The sequence below is a fragment of the Salibacterium qingdaonense genome, from assembly GCF_900114715.1.
GTDB classification, from domain to species: domain Bacteria; phylum Bacillota; class Bacilli; order Bacillales; family Marinococcaceae; genus Salibacterium; species Salibacterium qingdaonense.
In genome coordinates, this window is sequence record NZ_FOTY01000023.1 from 1 (window position 1) to 23,081 (window position 23,081).

General features: G+C 47.2%; 25 protein-coding genes. 4 read left to right on the forward strand and 21 right to left on the reverse strand.

Features of this window, described 5'->3' with window-relative positions:
- Positions 1–337: 337 nt before the first annotated feature.
- From BM058_RS14020 to BM058_RS14030, 3 genes are all read right to left on the reverse strand, one after another.
- Complete coding sequence (locus BM058_RS14020) at positions 338–724, reverse strand: hypothetical protein (RefSeq protein ID WP_090927680.1); 387 nt, start codon at positions 722–724, stop codon at positions 338–340.
- A 21-nt stretch (positions 725–745) separates the two neighbouring features.
- Positions 746–1,003, reverse strand: coding sequence for a hypothetical protein (locus BM058_RS14025; RefSeq protein WP_090927681.1), 258 nt, complete (start codon positions 1,001–1,003; stop codon positions 746–748).
- Between the two features lie 251 nt (positions 1,004–1,254).
- Positions 1,255–2,286 (reverse strand): hypothetical protein, encoded by a 1,032-nt coding sequence (locus BM058_RS14030; RefSeq protein ID WP_090927682.1) that lies wholly within the window; start codon positions 2,284–2,286, stop codon positions 1,255–1,257.
- A 442-nt stretch (positions 2,287–2,728) separates the two neighbouring features.
- Here BM058_RS14030 and BM058_RS14035 point away from each other — a divergent pair, with 442 nt between their 5' ends.
- Positions 2,729–3,601 (forward strand): PIN domain-containing protein, encoded by an 873-nt coding sequence (locus tag BM058_RS14035; RefSeq protein WP_090927683.1) that lies wholly within the window; start codon positions 2,729–2,731, stop codon positions 3,599–3,601.
- Positions 3,602–3,628: 27 nt separating this feature from the next.
- Complete coding sequence (locus tag BM058_RS14040) at positions 3,629–4,102, forward strand: hypothetical protein (protein WP_090927684.1); 474 nt, start codon at positions 3,629–3,631, stop codon at positions 4,100–4,102.
- 98 nt (positions 4,103–4,200) lie between these two features.
- On the opposite strand, the gene BM058_RS18350 is transcribed toward BM058_RS14040, so the two are convergent.
- Positions 4,201–4,350 carry a hypothetical protein gene (locus BM058_RS18350; RefSeq protein ID WP_177195574.1) on the reverse strand — a complete coding sequence of 50 codons (150 nt, stop codon included), beginning with the start codon at positions 4,348–4,350 and terminating at the stop codon, positions 4,201–4,203.
- Between the two features lie 196 nt (positions 4,351–4,546).
- Here BM058_RS18350 and BM058_RS14050 point away from each other — a divergent pair, with 196 nt between their 5' ends.
- Entirely contained in the window at positions 4,547–4,870 is a 324-nt protein-coding gene (locus BM058_RS14050) for a hypothetical protein (RefSeq protein ID WP_090927686.1), read from the forward strand.
- A gap of 36 nt (positions 4,871–4,906) precedes the next feature.
- Here BM058_RS14050 and BM058_RS14055 read toward each other — a convergent pair whose 3' ends face one another.
- From BM058_RS14055 to nagZ, 8 genes are all read right to left on the reverse strand, one after another.
- Positions 4,907–5,173, reverse strand: a complete 267-nt coding sequence (locus BM058_RS14055; protein ID WP_143083036.1) for a hypothetical protein — start codon at positions 5,171–5,173, stop codon at positions 4,907–4,909.
- Between the two features lie 403 nt (positions 5,174–5,576).
- Positions 5,577–6,068, reverse strand: a complete 492-nt coding sequence (locus tag BM058_RS14060; RefSeq protein WP_090927688.1) for a glycosyl-4,4'-diaponeurosporenoate acyltransferase CrtO family protein — start codon at positions 6,066–6,068, stop codon at positions 5,577–5,579.
- Between the two features lie 15 nt (positions 6,069–6,083).
- Complete coding sequence (locus BM058_RS14065; RefSeq protein ID WP_090927689.1) at positions 6,084–7,214, reverse strand: glycosyltransferase family 2 protein; 1,131 nt, start codon at positions 7,212–7,214, stop codon at positions 6,084–6,086.
- The gene (locus tag BM058_RS14070) at positions 7,214–8,722 is read right to left on the reverse strand and encodes a phytoene desaturase family protein (protein ID WP_090927690.1); all 1,509 of its coding nucleotides are present in this window, start codon (positions 8,720–8,722) and stop codon (positions 7,214–7,216) included. Before BM058_RS14070 ends, BM058_RS14065 begins: the two co-directional genes overlap by 1 nt.
- Positions 8,723–8,744: 22 nt before the next feature.
- Positions 8,745–9,554, reverse strand: coding sequence for a phytoene/squalene synthase family protein (locus BM058_RS14075; protein ID WP_090927691.1), 810 nt, complete (start codon positions 9,552–9,554; stop codon positions 8,745–8,747).
- Entirely contained in the window at positions 9,538–11,091 is a 1,554-nt protein-coding gene (locus BM058_RS14080; protein ID WP_090927692.1) for a phytoene desaturase family protein, read from the reverse strand. Before BM058_RS14080 ends, BM058_RS14075 begins: the two co-directional genes overlap by 17 nt.
- Before the next feature lie 288 nt (positions 11,092–11,379).
- On the reverse strand, positions 11,380–13,071 hold the full coding sequence (locus BM058_RS14085) for a putative bifunctional diguanylate cyclase/phosphodiesterase (protein ID WP_090927693.1): 1,692 nt from the start codon (positions 13,069–13,071) through the stop codon (positions 11,380–11,382).
- Between the two features lie 82 nt (positions 13,072–13,153).
- Positions 13,154–14,380: a beta-N-acetylhexosaminidase gene (gene nagZ / locus BM058_RS14090; protein WP_090927694.1), complete on the reverse strand. Its 1,227-nt coding sequence runs from the start codon at positions 14,378–14,380 to the stop codon at positions 13,154–13,156.
- 120 nt (positions 14,381–14,500) lie between these two features.
- On the opposite strand from nagZ, the gene aldA reads away from it, so the two are divergent.
- Positions 14,501–15,949, forward strand: coding sequence for an aldehyde dehydrogenase (aldA, locus tag BM058_RS14095; protein WP_090927695.1), 1,449 nt, complete (start codon positions 14,501–14,503; stop codon positions 15,947–15,949).
- A gap of 128 nt (positions 15,950–16,077) precedes the next feature.
- On the opposite strand, the gene BM058_RS14100 is transcribed toward aldA, so the two are convergent.
- The 9 genes from BM058_RS14100 to BM058_RS14140 form a co-directional block, all read right to left on the reverse strand.
- Positions 16,078–16,389, reverse strand: a complete 312-nt coding sequence (locus tag BM058_RS14100) for a transposase family protein (protein ID WP_090927696.1) — start codon at positions 16,387–16,389, stop codon at positions 16,078–16,080.
- A 369-nt stretch (positions 16,390–16,758) separates the two neighbouring features.
- Positions 16,759–17,037 carry a hypothetical protein gene (locus tag BM058_RS14105; protein ID WP_090927697.1) on the reverse strand — a complete coding sequence of 93 codons (279 nt, stop codon included), beginning with the start codon at positions 17,035–17,037 and terminating at the stop codon, positions 16,759–16,761.
- 132 nt (positions 17,038–17,169) lie between these two features.
- Positions 17,170–17,481: a hypothetical protein gene (locus tag BM058_RS14110; protein ID WP_090927698.1), complete on the reverse strand. Its 312-nt coding sequence runs from the start codon at positions 17,479–17,481 to the stop codon at positions 17,170–17,172.
- 560 nt (positions 17,482–18,041) lie between these two features.
- Positions 18,042–18,311, reverse strand: a complete 270-nt coding sequence (locus BM058_RS14115) for a hypothetical protein (protein ID WP_090927699.1) — start codon at positions 18,309–18,311, stop codon at positions 18,042–18,044.
- 432 nt (positions 18,312–18,743) lie between these two features.
- On the reverse strand, positions 18,744–19,025 hold the full coding sequence (locus BM058_RS14120; protein WP_090927700.1) for a hypothetical protein: 282 nt from the start codon (positions 19,023–19,025) through the stop codon (positions 18,744–18,746).
- A 328-nt stretch (positions 19,026–19,353) separates the two neighbouring features.
- Positions 19,354–19,857, reverse strand: coding sequence for a DUF3368 domain-containing protein (locus BM058_RS14125; RefSeq protein ID WP_090927701.1), 504 nt, complete (start codon positions 19,855–19,857; stop codon positions 19,354–19,356).
- Complete coding sequence (locus tag BM058_RS14130; protein ID WP_090927722.1) at positions 19,854–20,135, reverse strand: UPF0175 family protein; 282 nt, start codon at positions 20,133–20,135, stop codon at positions 19,854–19,856. The genes BM058_RS14125 and BM058_RS14130 overlap by 4 nt, the downstream gene beginning before the upstream one ends.
- Before the next feature lie 154 nt (positions 20,136–20,289).
- Entirely contained in the window at positions 20,290–21,510 is a 1,221-nt protein-coding gene (locus BM058_RS14135) for an ROK family transcriptional regulator (protein ID WP_090927702.1), read from the reverse strand.
- 377 nt (positions 21,511–21,887) lie between these two features.
- On the reverse strand, positions 21,888–23,051 hold the full coding sequence (locus tag BM058_RS14140) for an S-layer homology domain-containing protein (RefSeq protein WP_177195575.1): 1,164 nt from the start codon (positions 23,049–23,051) through the stop codon (positions 21,888–21,890).
- Positions 23,052–23,081 lie beyond the last annotated feature (30 nt).

The window sequence follows — 23,081 nt, forward strand, 5'->3', positions numbered from 1 at the left end:
CACAAGGGCGACATCGGTTCGCCGGGGCTCACCGTGTCTTCTTTGCCGCGGGCAGCGCCTCAGCTACATGGTGGTAAAGGAGGATCGGCTAAGTTCGGCACGTCCTGTGCCTACGCCGATCTGACTCACATCGTGTGAGCCTCCGTTTGATGGGATCTTCGGCTGCTGCTTCGACGAACAGGATGTTCTAGTGCCGGCGATGGTCACAGGACGTCACCGGTTTTAGCCGGCGAACTGCTGAAATGGCGTCGCCGCCTTCCGCTTCTGCCTGGGGTGAATTTTCTATATTACAGAAAAGGAGCTGCACCTTTTGATACAGCTCCGTCTTTCAATATTCCTATGCGTCCATTATGGCTACCATGTTTGAAATTCTTCTTCTTCCATTTCCGCCACAGCAGTAAAATCCGTCCTTAAGAGTGGCAGAACCTCCGCCATCTAAATGAACGAAATAAGAAGGGTCATAACCCATTGCGTCTAGGTCTTCTAACGTTTGCGGTATTGTTCTTGGGTCAAGTACATTAGTAACAATCATAACTACAAAGTTACCATCTTTTCCAATCATTGAACATTGTTCGTACTGACCGTAATCACCTTGGTAGTCGGCTGACCCAAAACTGTTTCCTCCGATTGCATTTGTTACATTTGAACCCGAAGGTGCTATATTTCTAATGGCGTTAATACTTGCGTTTTCGTTATCGGAACCATTGTGAATGTCTACATACATTAGACCGTTAATTTCGTAAGTTTAAAACGTTTTTTGTTGACTTCCTTGATTGTACGTTCCTTCTCCTACCTCGTTATATTGATAATGAAGTAGTGCATACGGGTCTAAATAAGCATCACTACCTGAATCATTATTGAAGATTGCTCCGTTAATACCTGTCTGACTTGTTTCTTTCATTGGCTTAAAAATCTCTCTCATTCTAATGTTCGAAGGATGGGTAGTAATTACATGATAAACCCCGCCTGACGTAACATTTTTTTCTTCATAAGTGTGGCTCATCAAAAATCAACTCCTTTTGTTTTATTTGACGGAATCAATGCCGCCTACATCTAAAAGTGTTATAAGCAGCGCCTTAAACAACCAAAAAAATAAATTGACGATATTCTTTCTAAAGAAGAAGTAAAACATCGTACTAATAAACAACCGAGAAAAATCAAAAAATGGAAGCAGGCACTTCGTCATTATGAAAAAGATCTTTTTCTTAGCACAACATACAAGTAAAGCGCGGATTCATCCGCGCTTCGTAAAATTTATCTATTCCATTCTCCGTTGTTGAGGTTTTCCTTTACCTTTTCTGCAAAGTGTGTGGTGTTTGACCGCTCTGAGGTGATTTCTCCTCTGACGTAATAGTTAAGGTCACGGAATATTTCCGCCAGTCTCAGTATGGATTCGTTCTGCGCGTAGTTTTCCATAGCTGCCGCTTCACCTTTAAGCCCCTGCATCAGCTTTTGCACTTCTTTCAGATCTTTTTTGAGCGTTTTATCCTCCACGACTTTCAGAGCGCGTTCTGTACGGGGAAGTAAACTTTGCAGTGTCTTGTCCAAATGATTGTAGTAAGATAAATCTTCCCTATCCCCGTACTCTATATAGCCATTCATTCTTATGTTGCCGCGCCTTATAAGCTGGTCCACTTTTTCTGAGACCGTGCCGTTGTTCCCCGTAATCTCCAAAAATCTCGGATGAGGCTGTAACCGCTTTTCCATGCCTGCCTCTTCTAGTTCAGTGACGCCCCCAAAATAAAACCTGTCATCCAACAAGCGATGCTGCACTGCTACATCGATAATGCCATTTTCATGGTTTGAATTTTGATAATGCTGAACTAATATTCGAATATCACCAACAAAATAATATTCACTGACAGGATTCTCTTGTTCGATAATATCTCTCACGATGTCTTCAAACGCAAATCCGGTCTCTTCCGGCGATTCCATGGAATACTTCAGCAGCGCTACGTATTCTTCCAGCCATTGTAGATCTGCCGGACCGGAAAACTGCGTGCGCAGCGGGGTATTTTCTCTGTCCAACAACATTCGTTCTGTCGTCTGTTTTAGGTGTAAATCATCTGTTATGTTCATTTGTATGCTGCCATCTTCCCCGTGGTATTCGGAGATATCTTCTTCCGTAAAATCGTTTTTCTGAAGAAACGTATCAAATCGTTCCTCCATGTCCACCTGAGCAAACGCAGCCTGTCTGATCGGACTTCCGAAAAGTTCGACCACCAGCACAAGCAGCCCGGCGCCTCCAATAAATAGCAAGGTCCGCAGCCATCCCGACCGTTTCATCGAATCCCCCTTACGTGTGAAGTGCCTTTTTATCTGTCTGATTAGTCGGCACAAATTTCTTATGTGTTACAAGGTTATTCAACTGGTATACGTAGTAAAATATTACTTGTTATCTAGGTAGTAAGACTCCAAACTATTGAAATACCAAGGTTAATATCGAAATAAGACATATGAATTCAAGTTTATGTTAGGTGAACTGAATTTAATATTTATACAACTGTTGACTGAATTAATAAGAAACAGTATGTAAAGATTTAGTTCACCTAACTAAACCAAGGTCTAACCTCCTATTTTAATCAATGAAGTTGAGCACTTTCACACACCATCATTTTTAAAATAAGTATTAAAAAACAGAAATCCTTATGGAAATTTTCCACTATTTCCAGTATACTATTACTTAATTCTTATGACATAAGTGAAAACTTTTTGGGAGAGTAGATTCATGCTTGCTTATATTACTAATACCCTTACTTTAATTTCAATCATTTTCATTTCAATGATGCTTATCGTTATTATTCCCTTCCGCAAAAAAACATCACGTTTTTTAAATTTTGTATTATCTGTCGCATTTCCTGGTTTGGGGCAGATTTACAACAGTCAATATATAAAAGGATTTATTATTTTATCAACTTTGTTAGTATCAATGATAATAGACAACTACATACCAAGCAATTCATCAACTGATAATACAGGAGATAATTCGGATAATGTATTAGGTGCCATAATCCTTTTTATATTCGCAGCTGTCATTGTTGATGGTCTTATATTCACAAATACTACGAAGAAATTACTGAAAAAGAAAAGACACATAAAAGAGCTACTGGCAAAGACCCAAAACAGGGCTTACATCGATGCAGTGATTAACAATATAAAGACTGATTTTCAGCAGGGGTTTGCGATTGGATTAGATACGAATGTGCTCATGCATGAAGAAGATCAAGTAATTGATACTCTCGCTCAAGGAAAAGTGGTCATCAGTAGAACAGTCCTCAACGAGCTCGATGGACTTAAAAAAAACAATGAAAGCCAAACTCGGAAATTAGCTCACAGAGCATTTGACCGTATCGAGAAATTACAAACTTCAACTTCGGTAACCATAAAAAAAGTACCCGACAACAAGTTTCTCGAAGAGCAGGAATTAAATCCACGTGATAATGACGACAAAATTATTGGAACTTATTTAAACACTGAAAATAAAGATGAGCGCATAAAAATGTTTGCAATAGACAGAAACGTTCGAATCAAGTGCCGAAACCTTCATCTTCCCATTTTAGATGTATCATTTAATGATAATGACATAACAGAAACGGCTTAATTACTTTAGAGAAAGGGAGGAGCTTATATGGATATTGTGTTGTACATCGCCGGTTCTATTTTATTTTTCACATTGGTGAAAAAACGACGAAATGAAAGAAAAGAATTTAATGAAATGAATAAAATCCTAAAGTCATCTTCTTCTGATACAGAAAAAATCAATAAGCTTAGGTCATTGCAGATGAATGGGGCAGCCTTCACAGTTTCTCCTAATGGTGCAGCTGCATCCGAAACAGGTATTCTTTTTCAGGATTTTGATGACTTTTTTTCTATGAAGAACCATAATAAGATGCGAAATGAAATGCATGGTATGAACCATGGAATGGGTACCGGAGACCCGAATCATCATGGGCCGCGACTTGGGGAAGATATGATAAAAGATGAATCTCATTTCGGCATCGATCATGGACTGGGGATCGCTAACCCGGAACATAATATGCCAGATCATAATCATGGCATGCCGGACCATAACCACCCTCCCAATCACATGAATGGCATGTGATAATTACCTATAATAATAAAAATATTGTACTTTTTCACGGCTGTTTATTATCCAAATATAGGAAGCGTTTCGTTGGACTCCACCTTTCCTGTCCGCTTTCACCCTCCGGACACAAGAGCGACATCTGCTCGAACTCCCTTCGGTCGTTCTCCCAGTGTCTCCTTAGCCGCAGGGCATCGCCTCAGCTGCATACCGGAAGGAAGATCGGCTAAGTTCGGCACGTCCTGCCGGGCGCCGATCTGACTCACCTCGTATGAGCCTCCGGTGATCTTCGGCTGACGCTGCTCCCGCTGGAGCCTGAGCAGACGGCTCCATCCAACGAAAAAGAAAGGGGGATACATGCTTTGATCACAGATGCACCCTCCTCATAGAACCCTTTCCTATTCCTTTATATGGTAAATCAACAGGCGTGATACTTTTCTTATGTAATGAGGTGAATATAAGATGGCAGTCATTTTTCCAATTTTCTTTCTAATCGTTTTTGTGCTCATTATTATTCAAATCACTTGCTATATAAAAATTAAGAAAACCGCACAATATGTTTTGGACAAAGATACATATGACACGTTATATGATGAAGATGCTTGGTTTTATCATAATAAAATATCAAAAGTATGGTATGTTCCAAATAACCCCAAAATGTATAATGTTCTTCGTGATAGTTATTATGCTATTTTGAACAGCAAATATGTATCGTCGGAATGGAAGAAAGAAATATTTATTATGTTACGTGAAAAAAAAGTACATGGTCTAAAAAAGCCTTTTTAATATATATTAACACGACTCTATCAGCGAAACCGATTGTCAGTCATCTTCGAACTCGTTCAGATACTCATCGAGCAATTCAGTAACGGATGGCTGCTGCAAAGCTTCCTGTTTGAGAGCGTCCAAAGCTTCAAGTATGTCCGATTTAGCTTTTAAAAACGCCTCAATCAATTGTTCTCCTTCATACCCTCTGCTGATGAGATCTTTTAGAATATCTTCAGAAAAATCCACCGATTCTGGATCGGCTGGTCGAATGATGATTTCTTTCCCTGTAAACTCAAGGAACACTTCATCTTCTAATGGCAAAGCTTCGACGAAGTCTTTCGGAATGCTGATCTGCCGTTGGGGAGATACTTAAACCCGGCGATGTGATTTCCCACTTTTCATAGTACGTCGTCCTTCCTCCCACATATTTACCATTTATTTTACTGTAGTTTACCATACCCCGGTTATTTCTACATGAATTTATTCACTATAATACTTTGAATGCTCCTATTGTAAAAAAACCGAACCCTTTGGTATGGATTAGGTGTGGGGTTTGGATACAGAGCGGTGCGGGGCTCTCTAACGTACACAATTGCGCCGAGCGGTGGGGATTGTGACGCTTAGCCTGCGTCTAACATTTAAAATAGCTGCCCGATCAGGAAAAAGGGACGCTTAGCTCGATTCTAACGTGCACAATCCGGCAGACACCGATCCATTTTGAAGGTTAGCGGTCTGGTTTCCGCCGTGCGGTGACTCGTTCGAGGCGGGCGCGGTTGGTGCGCTGCAGGATGATGATGGGAATATTCAACGCCAGCGCGTAGAAGACGTTGATCCATGCGGCCCAGAGCGGGTTCCATAGAAAAAACAAAGCACCGGGCAGGATGGTGAGCCAGTGGGTCAATTCAGCTCGGCGCGACTCCAGCACAAATACGCCGAGATAACCGGCATCCTGCTGCTGGAGCTGTTTCTTGGCGAAGCCGTTCTGGAACATGGCGGCGCCGTCCGGTACAAGATGCTTCCAGCTCTTCACCCGCAGGTATTTCTGCCAGAAGCGGCCGCCGCGCTCCCAGTTCCGGATGCGGTACAGACCGGCAGGCGCACTGAACCAGCGCGCGGGCATGTAGTAACATGCGGCTGATGCGGCCATATGGAACACGCCCCAGGCGGCGATATCGAGGATGACAACCCAGTACAGCGGAAGCTCAACAAGCGGCATAGCAGGAGCCCTTCCTTACACGTTAATTTTACGTCCGCGCCATGTGACGGTGCCGCGGACATTCGTCAGATACAGCGACCAGAGAAACAATCCGAGGAAAAAGAGAAGCAGCACCGGGAAGAATAGAAAAATCCAGCGCGGGAACGTTCCGGTGCGCCGCGCCAGCCAGGCCGTGTGCATTACATACACGCCGTAAGCGGCGGCTGCTGCGAAGGCGGTCCATCCCGGAAGCGGAAAAAGAAGCGCAGCGGGAGGGAGAAGCATCCCCGCCATACCTCCGCTGATCCACAGGCTGATAAGCACGGTCACAAAAGGATGCGTCGCCTGCGAGGCGGTGCCGAAGTTCTTCGTCCATCCTTCGACGAGGGAACGAAAACCTTCGGGATACATCCGAAAATCAATAATGCCCCGTCCCCCGTAACAGAAAACGGGGAACCCGGAACGGCGGAACGCGGCGCCAAGCTCCAAATCATCCATGACCGCTTCGCGCACGCCTTTGTGCCCGCCGGCGGCGAAGTAGTCGCTTCCCAAACACATAATACACGGCCCGAAAGACCCGGCTTCACGGAGCGCAGTCCCGCGCGGCGTGAATACGTTCATGCCCGCCATCACAATCACGTTAAACCAGGCGGACAAATACTCATAGCCCTCATGCATGACGTGATACGGCTGTACGGACAGAAGACCGCGGCCGCCGTTTTCATCAAATGCCGACCGGATCCGGTGCAGGCTGTCTTTCTCTCTTAGAACGGTATCCGCATCGAGAAACAGCAGCCTGTCCCCGGCGGCCCGCTGCGCCCCGAGCCAGCACGCGGCCGATTTCCCGGTCCAGCCTTCTTCGAGTTCTTTATTCGGCAGCACCTCCGCTCCGCACGAAGCCGCAATTGCCGCTGTATCGTCGTTGGACGCATCATCCACAACAAGAATCTCAAGCGGCTGTACCGTCTGCCGCCGCATCGATTCCAGCAGCGGCCGGATCCGGCGTGCTTCGTTGCGTGCCGGAATAATAACAGTGACATCCGCCACACCTTTCTCCGGGGTGCCGCCCGTCTCTGCCGGAACCGGTATCCGCCAAAGCATCCATGCGCCGGCTGCCACACCTGCTGCAGCGAGCACCACTGCCGCTCCAAAAAGAAATGTAAGCATTATCTGCTCCTTCCTCCGTGGTCCCGTTCCACAATCAAATCACGGACCTGCTGGCCGCTTTTGGTCACCATCGGCATGCCGCCGCCCGGATTCACTGTGCCGCCGGCAAAATACAGATTGTCATAGCGCTCACTCTGCTTTGGGTGCTTAAATCCTTTATTTTTCTTCTTATCCGATAACGTACCGTAAATCGATCCGCGGTGCGACCCGTACATGCGCTCGATGTCATGCGGCGTCCAGCGGTCTTCGGTGACAATGTGATCCCGGAGACCCTCGAGCCCCATATTCTCCAGCTTATTCAGCACGCGCCCGCGGAACCATTCGTAATCCCGGTCCGAAAAAGGCTCATCCTGAATATACGGGATGTGGGGCAGCACCTTGATATTTTCATGACCCTCAGGGGCCTGGGAGGGATCGGTTTTGTTCACATTCACAAGATAAATCGTCGGATCATCCGGCAGCTCGTGCCGGTGGAACACTTTATTCATCTGCGCCTTTAGATCATTGGAGAAGAAAAAATTATGATGCGACAGCTGAGGATACAACTTATCCACCCCGAGGTGAAGCACGAGACCGGAGCTCGACGGTTCATATTTTTTCTCCAGTTTTCTAAGATAAGACGTGTCCTCTCCAAGCAGCATTTCATAGGTAGGAATGACTTCCCGGTTCGAAATAAAATAGTCGGCGCGGCGCTGGGTGCCGTCTTCCAGTTCGACCGCCGCAATCCGGCCGCCTTCTTCTTTCACAAAACGCCGTACGCCGGTCCCGGTGTGAATCTCCACGCCGATTTCTTTGGCAAGTGCTGTGATGCCCTGTGCGATTTTGTGCATGCCGCCGGGCACGTACCATGCCCCTTCGGCGTGCTGCATGTATACCATCATATTGAGCACAGCCGGGGCGTCGTACGGCGAAGAGCCGACGTACTTGATAAAGTAAGAAACCATATCGCGCAGCTTCGGATGGCTGATGCGTTTTGCAATGGCCTCATGCATGGTGGAGAAGAAATCAAACCCGTGCCACGATTCCTTCAACCCGTGAAAACGGAGAATCTCCGGCAGCGTGTCCAGGCCGCGGCCGAGATACCCTTTTTCCGTCACATCATAAATGGTCCGGGCGTAGGAAAGAAAGGTTCTGTATTCTTCGATATCCTTTTCTCCCAGTGCCTCATTTTCTTCCAGCATTCTCGTCAAATCGCCGTACAGATCAAGTACTGTGCCGTCCGGGAAAAACGACCGCCATTCCCGCTCGAGCCGAACCGTCTGGATATAGTCTTCCATCCGGCGGTTACTGCCGGTAAATAATGCTTCAAAGATACGGGGCATCGTCAAAAGGGACGGTCCGAGGTCAAACCCGAACCCGTCCTGTTCCAGGCGGTTCAGTTTGCCGCCGAGATGGTCATTCTGTTCATAAAGGGTAACGTTATATCCGCTCTGCGCGAGAGACACAGCTGCGGAAAGACCGCCCAGACCGCCTCCTGTCACGATAACCGTTTTGCCATCGTCCTTCATGCCGGTTCACCTCTTTTCTTCCTCACTGAAAACAGTTGTACTGCCGGCTGCGTACCCGGTCGAGAATCCCCCGGTACAATCCGGCGGAAAGAAGAACCTGGTTCCGGCTGTCTTCATCAAACCAGTCAATATACTGTTCAAACCCGTCGTAGAGCGTTTCCGCACGCCGGGCCATCGTTTCCCACAGCGCAATGAAACTCTCATTAATCACACCCTGCTCCAGGTCGGTCGTTTCGTACGATACCCGCTTCATTTCCTGCCGCGGCAGATAAATCCGGTTATTCTGCGTGAGATCTTCGCCCACGTCCCGCAGAATATTTGTAATCTGCATCGCAATGCCAAGGTCGATGGCCGTTTTTTTCAAGGAGCGGACATTGTCCACCGCGAGAATGGGCAGAAGCATGAGCCCTACCGTTCCGGCAACATAATAACTGTACCCTTCCACGTCCTCCATCGTCTCCGGCATTGTGAAGTCGATATCCATGCGCTGCCCGGACAACTGGTCAAAAAAAGGCTGCAGTTCCATATCAAAGCGTTCGAATACATCCCCAAGCGCATTCCAGATTGGGTGGTCCACCGGTGTTCCTTTCGAAAACCATACCAGCTCGTGGTGCAGCTGTTTCAACTGCCGGACCTGTTCAGACCGGGAACCTGCCGTATCGATACAGTCATCAGCCCGGCGGCAGAAGGCATATACCGCATAAACCGCCTCCGCCTTCTCTTTCGGGAGCTGGGAAAAAGCATAGTAAAAACTGTTGGAATGCTGCCTGATAATATCTTCGCAGTATTTATAATCCATCTCCAGGCTGCTTACTTTATTTTTCTCCGGCATGTGCACCACCCCTCCGCTTCTGAACTTGATCCGCCTGATCGTCTGCGATCAACTCTTCCGATGCGATCCGGGCCGACAGCAGAACAATCGGTACGCCGGCTCCCGGATGCGTGCTGCTTCCGGCAAAATACAGATTTTCACATTTAGGCGCCTTGCTCTGCGGTCTCATATGATTACTTTGCATCAAGTTGGGACGAAGGCCGAAGCAGGCTCCATTGTGAGCGTAGAACTTCGATTCAAAATCGGGAGGTGTCATATGCGTTTCCGACACAATATGGTCTTCCATGTTCTCGAAACCTTCTATTTTCTCAAGCTCTTCAAACACACGCGAGCGGTAGTACGCAACCGTATCTTCATTCCACTTGTAATCCGCGGTCGACAGATCCGATACCGGCATCAGAATATACAATCCATCTTTTCCTTCCGGTGCCATGGACGGATCCATTTTCGAACCGATATGCACGTAGAACGACGGATGTTCGAGTTTCCGGCCGGCGAAAATGTCTTCAATGTTTTCTTTCAGGTCTTTACCGAATACAAAGTTATGGACATTCACGCGTCCTTCATACTTTTTATCCATGCCGAGATACATAATGAAGCAGGAACAGGAATATTTCATACGGTCGATTTTTTTGTCGGTATATTTCCCTTTCGCTTTTTCATCTGTCACCAGATGCTTCATGGCATAGGGAAAATCGGCGTTGCATACCACATGATCGGCATGAACCTCCTGACCGCCGGTGCGGATCCCATACGCCTGCCGGTTCTCAATCAGAATCTCTTCCACCGGACTGTTGTAGTGGACGTCACCTCCCAGTTCCAGAAACAGCCGCTCCATCGAAGCCGCCATCGTATACATGCCGCCTTTGATGAACCAGACGCCGTACAGATGTTCAATCATTGGAATCATCGTGTACAGAGAAGGACCGTTATACGGGGACACGCCGATATACAATGTCTGAAAACTTATCATTTCTTTCAGCCGCTTATTTTTGATGAATTTCCCGACAAACGTATCCGCGCTCCCGAGTGTCCGCAGTTTCGCGGCCTGGCGCAGTACAGAAGGGTGAAGCACTTCCCACGGGCTGCGGAACGGCCGCTGGATGAAATGATGTTTCGCGGTAAGAAAGCGTTCATGAATCGTCTGCAGGTACTTCAGAAAGCCGGAAGCATCTTCGTCCCCGAAAGACTCCAATGTCTTCATCAGTTCCGCGTTATCTGATGACATATTATAGCTGTCTTCTTTGTTCTCTCCGAAAAAGGCTGTGTACATCGGTTCCAGTTTGTCCATCGGAATGTAATCATCCGGATCTCTGCCGGCAAGCTCAAATACTTCCCGGTACAGCTCCGGCATCATTACAATGCTGGGACCGAGGTCAAACTGGTATCCGTCTTTTTCTATGCGGTGCATTTTGCCGCCGGGCATGGACTCCTTCTCATACAGAGACACCTGATACCCTGCGTGCTGCAGGCGGATGGCCGAAGCCAGTCCTGCCACACCCGCACCAACAACAATGATGCTTTTGTTTTTATGCATAATCCCGCCTCTTCTCCTAATCGAATCCGTCCGCCTGAGGCAGTCCGTTATTCGATTCTACCGCCGGGGACAGCATCTGCCTTTCTCCTACATGGTACCGCATCTTATAAAAGATGTGTAACTAACTATCCCATACCCTGAAACAGGTTTGGGCAAGCACCTTTTTACTTGGAAATAAGTGGGGTTTTATCAACATTCACTGGATCCGTCTCCCTCTCTATCGGTGAAAAAGGGAATATAGCGAACCCTGTGTCTACATAGCTGAACCCCTGATTCGTCTCTGACGTATCAGGGGAAAGTAGTTCCCGGGTTCATCCGCTGAAGATAGGCCGGTACTTCAAATGCCGGCAGCGGACGGCTGAAGTAATAGCCCTGCAGGCCTTGGCATTGTTTTTCTTTCAGCACCGCAGCTTCTTCGGCTGTTTCCACTCCTTCGGCTATGGAGCGGAGGTCAAGCTGACCGGCCAGCGTCACAAGGGAGGAAACAATGGCCTTGTTGTTTTCCTGATGAGGGAGATTCTGAATAAACGATTTATCAATCTTTAACGTATGAACCGGAAAGGTATTCAGATGCGTCAGGGAGGAATAGCCGGTTCCAAAGTCATCGATTGCCAGACGGACACCGAGTTTCTCCAACTGCTCCAGCGTTTTTTTAATATCCCCTTCCTTACTCATCAGCACCGTTTCCGTGATTTCAAGTTCCAGCAGTGACGGTGGAAGTCCAGTCTCCTCAAGAACTTCTTTCACCGTCTGGACAAACGCTTTGCCTTCCAGCAGCTGTTTGACGGATACGTTCACCGAAACAATGAGATTCTGATGTCCTGCTTCTTTCCAGGACGCTGCCATGCTGCAGGATTCCATCAGCACCCACCTGCCCAGTGCGACAATGGACCCCAATTCTTCGGCGAGCGGGATAAAGCGGCCGGGGGAGACCCTTCCAAGCGTTGGATGCTCCCACCGGATCAACGCTTCCATCAGCAGCGGGCGACCCGATGCTGCCTCTACAATGGGCTGATATTCCAGATAAAATTCATTCTTTGTTAATCCCGTTGTGATATGATAGCCAAGTTGCCGCTTCCAGTACCTGGTTTCTTCCATCTTTGTTTCATAATACTGCCAGGCTTTTTCATACCCGAATTCACAGGTCTGTGCCGCAGTTCGGGCCTGCTCCAGAAGCTCCCCTGCGGTTGTTCCATCCGTGCCGCTGGAAACGGCGATGCCAAGCCGCCCCTTTAAACGGACACTTGTACCGGACACAAGAAAAGAATGATCAAAAATACTCAATATATCCTCTGCGGTGTACTCCATCTCCCCTGCTTCCAAGACGGCAGGAAGCAGACAGAAAAACTGATCTTTTGCCCCGCGGGCCATTGAATCTTCAGGGCGCAGGTGTGTCATCAGCCTATTAATCACAGCCTGAAACAGTTCGTATTCATCCGGCGTTCCAAGAGTTTCCGTTTGGTCAGACAGCTGATCAATGTGCAGACAGAGGACATGAAGTTTCCGTTCTTCATATCTGCTCTGCTGGATAGTCTGTTCAAGCCGGTCCAGAAACAGCGCTTCATTTGGAAGATTCGTTATCGCATCATAGAAAGCCATCCGGTGCATTCGCGCCGTTTCCTGTTTTTTGCCGGTGATATCTATTGCCATACCGATGACCCGGACAACCCGGTCGTTTTCTATTAATGGAAAATTCGAAACGTGCAGCGTGGCCGCCGTCCCGTCTTTTTTTACAATATCCACCTCGTAATGCTGCGTCTCCCCGTGGGCCGCCAGCCGGAAATGGTGTTTCGTTTTGTTGATTTCATCCACAAGTACCACCGCATGAAACGACAGCTCTTCGAACTCATGACGAGCGTATCCCGTGATTTCTTCTGTTTTTTTATTGGCATCTAAATAAAAACCATGCAGGTCCATTTCATATACCGCATAGCCGCTTCGTTCCCAGATTGCCTGCAACCTGGACTGTGCCCTATCCATACACAGGTTCTCCTTTCGCTTTTCAGCAAAGGAAGCGCTATCATAACTTTCTTCCTTGAACAGCTTTTACCCCTTTACCTTGTCAGTCTAAACGGTTTACAACGTTTCTTATCGATGTATTGAGCGCTTCCTTATCCACCGTGGCAGGGGTTCGGCTGTCCAGTGAAACATCCTCTTTCAGACGGAGTATTCTTGTCATGCTTTTATTAATCCGGGCTTCGGTCAGCTCTCCGTTTTCCACCGCCTGCAGCATAGCGTTTTGTATCTCTTCAAACGTCCCGCCTCCGGCATCGGCGGTCATCACCATATCCGCGCCGGCCTTTACCGACTGAACAGCTGCTTCCGCCATGCCGTATTGGTTGGCAATGGCTCCCATCGTCATATCATCGGTGACAACAACGCCATCAAAATTCATATCTTCGCGCAGCATCCCTGTAATCACCTCTTCAGACATGGAGGCCGGATACTCTTCATCCACCGCCGGAAACAGAAGGTGCCCGGTCATGACCATATCCGCGCCCTCTTCCACGGCCTGCTGAAATGGACGAAGTTCCATGTTCTCCACTTCCTCTTTGGTTTTATCCACGACCGGAAGCTGGACGTGCGAATCGGTGGACGTATCCCCGTGGCCCGGGAAATGCTTCACGACCGGGATGATGTTTTCTTCCTTCATTCCCTGCATAACCGCTGTCCCCAGACGGGATACTGTTTCAGGAGACGAACCGAAGGAACGATCCCCTATAACCGGGTTGTCAGGGTTGCTGTTCACATCAAGTACCGGGGCAAAATCCATATTAAATCCAAACCGTTTCACTTTTTCCGCCAGCAGCCGCCCGACTTCACCGGCCGTTTCCTCATCTGCGGAACGCCCGACAACAGCTGCCGCCGGGATGTTTTCTATCGTATCCGGAATCCGGCTGACCCTGCCCCCTTCTTCATCCACTCCAAGAAAAAGAGGTATCTCTGTCTCCGCATCCGCCTCTTTGATACCGGCCATGTACTGTTCAAGTTGTGTTTCGTTTTCGATATTACCGCCAAGAAGAAAAATACCACCCGCTCCCGCCTGGATCATGGATTTTTCATCTGTGGATAACGAGGCCCCCTGCAATCCGATATAGAGCATCTGAGACACTTTTTCCTCCATCGTCATGTTCTTCACTTTTCTTTCGACCGGATCAGGCTTTTCTTTCTGAACGTTTTGCTCCGTTCCTGTTTTGGAAGGCTGGTTCTCAGGGGGTGGATGTGATTCCTGATTACATCCTGCAAGAACAGCCGCTGCCAGGAACGAGAGGCACAACCATCGTTTCATATAAGCCTCCTTATGTTTTTACGTGGACTTTTAGTGGAATACAGGTAGAGCCGGCATTATTCCGGCCTTCTATCAAAGTGTACCCATTCTATCATGATAAACGTTTCAGGAGGTATACCAATGACAACCTTTACCCATTATATAAACGGAAATTGGATGACATCCAGCCATAACGACACTATTACCGTCGAAAACCCTGCAACGAAAGAAACGATTGCGACCACCCCGTCCGGCACGGCGGAGGAAACCAGGCAGGCGGTGCAGGCCGCGCGCAGCGCCTTTGGCAGCTGGAGTCAGACCCCTGCATCCGAACGCGCCGGGTATTTAAGCCGTATCGCCGACCTGTTTGAGCAGAATAAAGACCATCTCGCCCGGACCTTGACCGAAGAAAACGGAAAAGTCCTTGCCCTGTCCGAAGCCGAAGTCGATACAGCTGTTGACTACTTCCGGTACATGGCCGGATGGGCCAGAAAATATGAAGGTGAAATTCTGAACAGTGACCGTTCGAATGAAAATATATTCGTTATGAAAAAGCCAATCGGCGTGATTGGCGGTATCATTCCATGGAACTTCCCGATCTTCATTTTCGCCCGTAAAGTCGCACCGGCGCTCTTGACCGGATGCACCGCCGTCATTAAACCCGCGCAGGCCACACCGGTCACAGCCGGGGAAATGATGAAGCTCATTCATAGTATCGGCCTGCCGGAGGGAGTTCTGAACATTGTTTACGGCAAAGGTTCCTCGGTCGGCAGCACCCTGGCCAGCCACGAAAACATCGGCATGGTTTCCATGACCGGAAGCAAACCGGCCGGTACCGCTGTGATGGAAGCAGCCGCTCAGACAATGACCAAAGTGAACCTCGAACTCGGCGGCAAGGCACCGGCGATTGTGACGAAACACGCCGATCTTGATACCGCGGTGGAGAACATCTACCAGTCCCGCACGATCAATAACGGACAGGCCTGCACCAACGCCGAACGCGTCTACGTGCATGAAGATGTCGCCGAAGCATTCACGAAACGTATCACAGAGAAAATGAAACAGGCCACGTACGGCGATCCGCTGCAGGACAGCGATGCCGATATCGGTCCGCTCGTCGGGCAGGAACAGCTCGACAGCGTCACCGACATGGTGAACGAAGCGGTGAAAGCCGGCGCCTTCGTCGAAACCGGCGGAACACCAGCTGAAAACACAGACGGCTATTACTTCGAACCGACCGTGCTCAGTAATGTGACCCAGGACATGAACGTCATCCAGCAGGAAATCTTCGGACCGGTTCTTCCGATTGTGACGTTCCAGACGATGGACGAAGTCATCGAAAAATCCAATGACACCGAATACGGCCTGTCGTCTTCCATCTTCAGCGAAAACATGCACGAAATCATGAAAGCCGTCAACGGTCTTGAATTCGGCGAAACCTTCGTGAACCGCGAAAACTTCGAAGCCATCCAAGGCTTCCACGCCGGCCGCAAACAATCCGGCATCGGCGGCGCCGACGGCCGTCACGGACTCGAAGAACACCTCGAAACCCATGTCGTGTACATGCAGTATAAAGACGATATCCAGTAAGAATGGCTTCGTTCATACGTGCGGAAAAGGAACAAAAATGAATAAAAACGTAAGTATGGCTGTTCCATACTTACGTTTTTTTAGTGGTCGAAGGAGAAAAGGCAATGTTGGAGGATCTCATGTTACGTTTATACCATGCGATTGATGGTGCGGATTTTACGGCAGGATGGACAGTTTACCCGAGGCATTTTGGCATGCAGTATCGTTTTATACTGCCAGAAATCCAGATGGCGCCATGTTCGATCTTGATCCAAAATATCATGAACGGGACAATGATGATGACCACAATCTGGACAGGGAAAGCGAGATCCGCGGGCATATCCAATATAAATGTGCAGCGTCTTTTCTTTCTCTGTTAATGTACGATACGAAATATGCCAAGGCGCCTGTATGTTCAAACCTGATTCAAAGATGTCATACGCTGATTCCAAATCTTTCACGAAAACTCCTCCTGGTAAAACGAAGGTTTCTACCTAGTATGGGATAGTTTCGTTATCTTTAAACTAGCAGGTTTTAAATAATAATGAGCGAAGAGGCTTATAACCGAAAACCTGAATGTGAATGTCACCAAGATTTACAAGATTGTGTGGCAAACACAGGGGATATAGGTAGCAATTATATCTCCACTGGTATTTTTGGGGCTGAAATATTGGCTAGTTGTGGTCTTCAACAATAAATTGCAAGAAAAGGGGTCTTTTCATAAAACAAGGCCCCCCTTTTTCAACCTAAGTTCTAAGTTACATGTTGGGTTGAGGGGGTCAATTTCTCTTTTTCATCCTCTATGTATATTAACAGTAGGAGTTTCTGTATTAAAGATTGGTATCAATATTAAAATCTATACCAAATACTGTCGCCAACAAAACATAAATTCCATAAACAATAAGCGGGCTTAAGATTAGAACAACACCTAATAAGATGAGCAGCCGATTTTTCATTGCATTTGCGATGAGAATAGTTCCCAGACCACTAAACAACGTTGTCATTACAGTTGCTATCATCCCATAAGGTTCAAAAAAGAGAACATAAGAAGCCAGTCCACAAACGTACACAAGCCAATAAAAGATGAGGTGTAAATTTTTTCCTTTCAATTTGAACACTCCTTCTTTATAAATAATTGAAACCTTTTTGTTATAACTCTAGGAGTATTTTCAATTAAATTATGCTACAACAGTTTTATAATACTCGTAAAATAAATCAAGGGTTTTATATGCGCAACACGCCTAAAAACTTTGACCGGATATAACAATATCAATCAAAGCTAAAATACCCACAACAATAAGAGAACTAAAAGATAACAACACACCTAATGTTATCAATAAACGACTTCTTACTATAAGATTCCTAAGTGCAAATGTAAATATAGTTGCAACCACACCACTCAAGAACGTGACTGGCACTATAATGATAAATGTGTACTCTATGAATAAAAGAAAATAAGAAGCTGCTCCCAGGATAAGAAACAACCAATATACAAAAAGAAAAGTTTTTCTTTTATCCTCTGTTTCTTCTATCGTTCTCTCCGTTTTATTCATTGCATTATCCCCCTAACAGGAATGCTCCTTACCTTAAATTTACTGGAATCCTTTTCAACCCTTTGGTTAAGCCGCTCAAAACGAACTATCCTCGCAATGTAAAATGTAAATCCTCTCATTTTTTCAAGAAAATTGATATAAAGTTGTTGTGGCAGCTGTCTGTTTTCTTAATAGTACTTTAAGTGTATTTGTGTTTTGGCAATATGATGAATGGAGGTATAGAGTGTGTGGTCGAAGCCTAAATTTTATATTCATTCCTTGTTAACTCTGATTCCTGTGTTGATCTTTTCCACATTCCTGGCTGCGGGAACAGCAGCTGAAAACTTCGCGAATGACAACACATATGTGGCACCGGGATTTTTTCGATTATTGTGATCTGGGCCATAGGGTTACTCATTATGCTGCGGCATCCAAACAAATTCTGGGTTGGTGCATTATTTATGTGGCTGGCAATACCCGTTGGTTTTTACGGCACGTCTTTGTTGATAGCACTATCATCTTGACTCATTTTTTCCTGCCCTGCCAAAGTCGGTATGTTCCAGTCATGGGAGCGGAAGCTGTCATTTTCCTTCAACAATAAACGCTGCCACCAAGTCATCTATACTGATGATTCCGATAAAAATCAGGGAACTGAAAAACAGCAGCACAGCCAGTATAATCAATAACCGACTTCTAAGCGCATTTGCCAGGAGAGCAGCTGATGTACCCGTAATGACTGTTATTAACACCGTAATTCCAAACCCGTAGTCTATAAACGTGTAGTAAAAAGAAGCCAATCCAATGGCAACCATAATCCAATACGTGACAAGGAAAAACATTCGTTGCTGCATTTCGAAAGCCTCCAGTGCTTATTACGTAATTTGCCGGTGCACGCCACACACTGCATTCCCAGGTACATACCTTCACACAAAAAGAGAGGATTCCTCCCTTTATCAAGGACTGCCGCTCATTCCCCACAATAATGCCATGATAACGGGAACCAGTATATAATAAAGAATGAGGAGAAAAGGTATAACAACGCCTGCGTACTTGATCTTCTTCGGTTCTTTTCGAGTAACAGCTGTAACAGCACATATCAATCCTACAAGGAGTAAAATGACAGCCGATATGTAGAGAAAGGCTGTCAGAATGGCCATGAAGCCTTGTGGTACACTGGGAGCTGCGGCATGGCTGAGTATAAAAAACACAACACCCAGTACACTGGCCAAAAAAGCCCAAAAACTAAAAGTCTTATTACATATTATAATGGGAACGATGCTCCTCTACACGCCGAAAATGACTGTTCCGATAACGTGGTAAAATACAGGAAACAAAAACATTACTATATTAAAAACTATGCCGGTAAGAGACCATCTATCCTTGTATAACCTGTAGGAAATCACACCTAGTACCGCTCCGACCGGACAAAGAAAGATCGGCAGAATAACGGGCAGTCCCTGAATACTGTCTGTCGGAATTAATCCTGAAAAAAAGTTCAGAATCAAAACAAGCAGCAGCAACGGAATAGCAGTTGACACAACCCTTAAAAATTGTTTTCTCATCATCCAGTCTCCTTCACCCGAAATGCGTGACCATTACCAAAACCGGTCCAAGTGCTCCTTCATCCATTCTTTTATAAACACAGCATCTTTTGCCTGCGACGTGTTTTCATAAAAACTTACATTTCCAGTATAAAATAAGAAAAGAGAGGGGTGGTACCCTCCCGTGGTAATTTGAATATTTTTTAGATTTCCCCGATTTTCTTACATTTTTTAAGATGTGCTAAGGCACATACCTGCACTTACTACAATATTTTAAACACTTATCGGGAATAAGATTGTTAATGTGCAAGGCCGCACTATTACAAAAGCAATCTAGATTCCCTATCCTTTTTTACCTTAACTCTCCAGCCTGGTGCAGCACTTTATAGTGCAGAGACTTGGATACATGAAAGTTGCATTCCTTCAACTCATCTAATATTGGCTTGAGGGCTTCAATTTTTCCTTTTTTCTTAGCGAGTAATAAAATACCGAGGGTTCCAATTGGCGTAAGCATAAAAGTTTTCGATAAAGTACGGGCAGCCTTTTCGTCTATAATCACATATGGCACATTTAACTCCTTCGCTCCAACGATAACTTCCAGTTCACCCTCATGAAGTTTTCCGTACAACTTTTGGACCATTGGACTGTTTTCGACGCGGTACAATTGAAACGTTCCTTTATCTATAAACTCTAAAAGTTCCTGTTTTCCATGAGACTTTGAGGTGTGGTCATGAATGATTTCATAAAAAACCGCTTCGGGGACCAGCACATCATCAAATAAATCTGTTAAAAGAGAAAGCTTTCCGATCATGGAAAGGCCAATAATAGGCGTAGAGTTAACAAGAACTTTTGTCATTTCTCTTCCTCTTTAAGAATGTCATGTATTGCTTTCTGGTCCTCTTTTAAATGATCTTCCGTATATTCCAACCATGGAAGATTTTTTGAGCGTAATACATCAATGAATGCAGCCAAAGGCATTTCCGCTAACGTTGCCGCACGGGCCAGAGTTACCTGTTTTTCGGCAAAAAGTCCGATGGCAAGAGATACTCTTACTTTAGCATCCACATCTGATCCTTCCATCGTTTGAATCACTGGGAGAAATTCTTTGGGCAGGTTTACCTTAAAGGATTCCATCGTCACGTTCATCACGCTCCTTTTGTTTATCTTACCATGATTTACAAAGCAGTTGACATTCTGTCCTATTCTTTCACATATCGGTGGCTTTATCATTCAGCAGTCCCTCACTAGTCAAAATCGTTAATGGACTGTTATACCATCCAAAGCGTATTCACTGCGAAACGATCACTTCAGGGTCAAACAGTTCGACCAGTACGAGCGAGACGGCGCCGAGTGCGGTGGCCTGGTCGCCGAGACCGGACACGACGACGTCGGTATGCTTGGCTTTTGTCGTCAGGGCCCGCTTCTTGATTTCTTCTTTTATCGGGGGGAGGATATAAGATGCTGCGTTGGACACGCCTCCTCCGATCACGATTTTGCCGGGGTTCATGACGTGAATCAGGTTCGTGAAGCCGATACCGATGTAACGGCCGGTGTCTTCGAGCAGCTTCCGGCATACCTCATCCCCTGCCAGCGCCGTTTCATACACCAGTTCTCCGGTGATGACGCCGCCGCTGCGGGAAGCTCTTTCAGACAGTGCGGCGGCTTCGCCGGATGCTGCCAGTCTCTCTGCTTTGGCGGCAAGTGCCGGTCCGGAGGCCATCGTCTGGAGACACCCGGTATTGCCGCACTGACACGTTTCTCCGTGAATATCAATCGTCATGTGCCCGACTTCTCCTGCTGTATCAAATTCCCCGTGATACAGCTTTCCGTCTATCACCATACCGGCTCCGATGCCGCGGCCGATATTGACGGCCATCATGCTGTGGGCCTCTCCGCTTTCGCCGAACCAGGCTTCTCCGAGCGCCATCGCTCTTGCGTCATTCTCGACTTTCACCGAATAGGGAAAAGCAGCTTCCAGTTTCTCTTTTACCGGCATGTCACGCAGATTCAGGTTCGGCGCATACAGTGATATCCCGGATGCGGCATCCACCACCCCGTGCATGGCAACACCAATGCCGATTATTTTGTCACGAAGATGGTTATATTTATGTAAAAAACGACGGATGCCATCCTGCAGCATCTCCATAAAATCATGTTCCTGAATCGGCAGGGTGATCGGAGTCCGGGCACCATCAACGACTTCTCCGGATAAATCCGATAAAATCATTTCCATTTCATTCGGTCCTGCATCAATACCTATCACAAAAAATTCACTGTTGTTCATTTCAAGCATCGTCGGTTTCCGTCCGCCCTGCGACGTTCCGAGACTGCTTTCTTTCACAAAACCCTGGTCCAGCCACTCTTTCACGATACTGCTCACGGTCGGCGGTGTCAGCTTGGTGTCTTTGGCGATCTGGGCGCGTGAAATCGGTCCGTTCGTACGTATTTTATTTAATATGATGGATTTATTTAATGATTTCATCCACTGAAAGCTTCCGGTCTGTACCATCTTGTGCCCTCCGTCCTGTCGTCCCTTTCATTATATCATATAAATTAACTTAATTAATGTTATTTTGTATGCGTTTACAATATGGTTTTCTTCTATGAAAAGCGGTATGATTTGACGGCATTCACGGGTGTGGACACTAAATCATTCGGCGGCATGCATAGTGTCCACGGAAGTTATGTTCGTAGACACTAACCTGCCGGCGCGGCGAAATAGTGTCCACCAACCAGCGGTGAGCGTACACTAATCTCTTATTTTCAACTCGTAGTGTCCACGACGGGCATAGCAGACAGCACCACTTGTTTTTCTCATATACACAAAAACGCCCCCGGCTATCGCTCAGGATAACCGGGAGCCTCTTTTACATCCCATTCCTCGTTCTACAACGTTTCATCAAAAAACACCAGGTTGTACGTTTCGGATTCCGGCACAACCGGGGCGGACAGCTGCAGAACAGCGGTATCGCCCTGCGGACGGGCTTCGTTCAGGTTCAGGGTGACAGTATCTCCCTGGGCCTGAACGCTCTCGACCGCTATCGTACTGCCTCCCGTAGTAGCCAGTCTGTAAGCTTCAGGATCCGTTAGGTTCATGCCGCTCACGTTCGTGTTGAACCGCACCGTGACCTGCTTCAGATCAGAGGCCATCACGTCTTCGACAACCGGTTCCGGTGCCGTTTCCACAGTCATCCCTGTCCACGTTCCCTGATACAACAGAGAATAAGCCTGGTCGTGCTCCATGGGCTCGACCGTCAAACGAACCGTGTTCCTTCCCACTGTCTCAGCCTGTGATACGTTCACGGCCGGGTCGAACGAGAATTGTCCGGCTTCCATGTCCTCCGGCGTCTGCTCAAATTGCACATCAATGGTTTCATCATCAACAATGCTGACACCTGTCAATCCCTGTTCCTTCGTATATTCATCAGCCTGTGCCCTCTCGAGAAAGACGGCAAACTGGGCGCGGGTGACAGGTTCCCGGGGATGAAAACGCTGATCCGGTGTGGCGGTAATACCATGGCCCGCCAGTATGTCAATATTCGCCCGGTGGGTCTGGGACGCGTCCTCGATATCAGCAATCGCCGTCTGTCCGCCTCCCCGGGCCTGCAATCCAAAAGCCCGTACCAATATCGAAGCCATCTGTTCCCGGCTTAAATTCATATCCGGAGAAAAAAGTGTGTTATTTTCCCTTCCTCCCATCAATCCTGCTTCTTTGACGGCTTCTGCCGCCGGGGTGAAATAACTGCCCGCGTTCAGGTCTTCAAACGTGGATTCCGGCTGCTCCTCCATATTCAGGTCAAACACGCGTACGAGCATCGACGCCGCCTGGCCCCGGTTAATCTCTTCACCGGGAGCGAAGGTACCGTCGGAATAGCCGCCCAGTATTCCTTTCTCTGAAAGACGCTGAATCGATCCGGATGCCCAGTACTCCTCTTCCACATCCGAAAAAGCTGCCGCCGCTTCTGCCTTTGGCGCCTGCAGATGAAATGCCGCCGTAAAGGCAGCAAGCAACAGCGCAGCGCCGGCGGTCCATTTTACAATATTGGACAACAATACTCTCTCCTCTCTCTTCTTAGACGG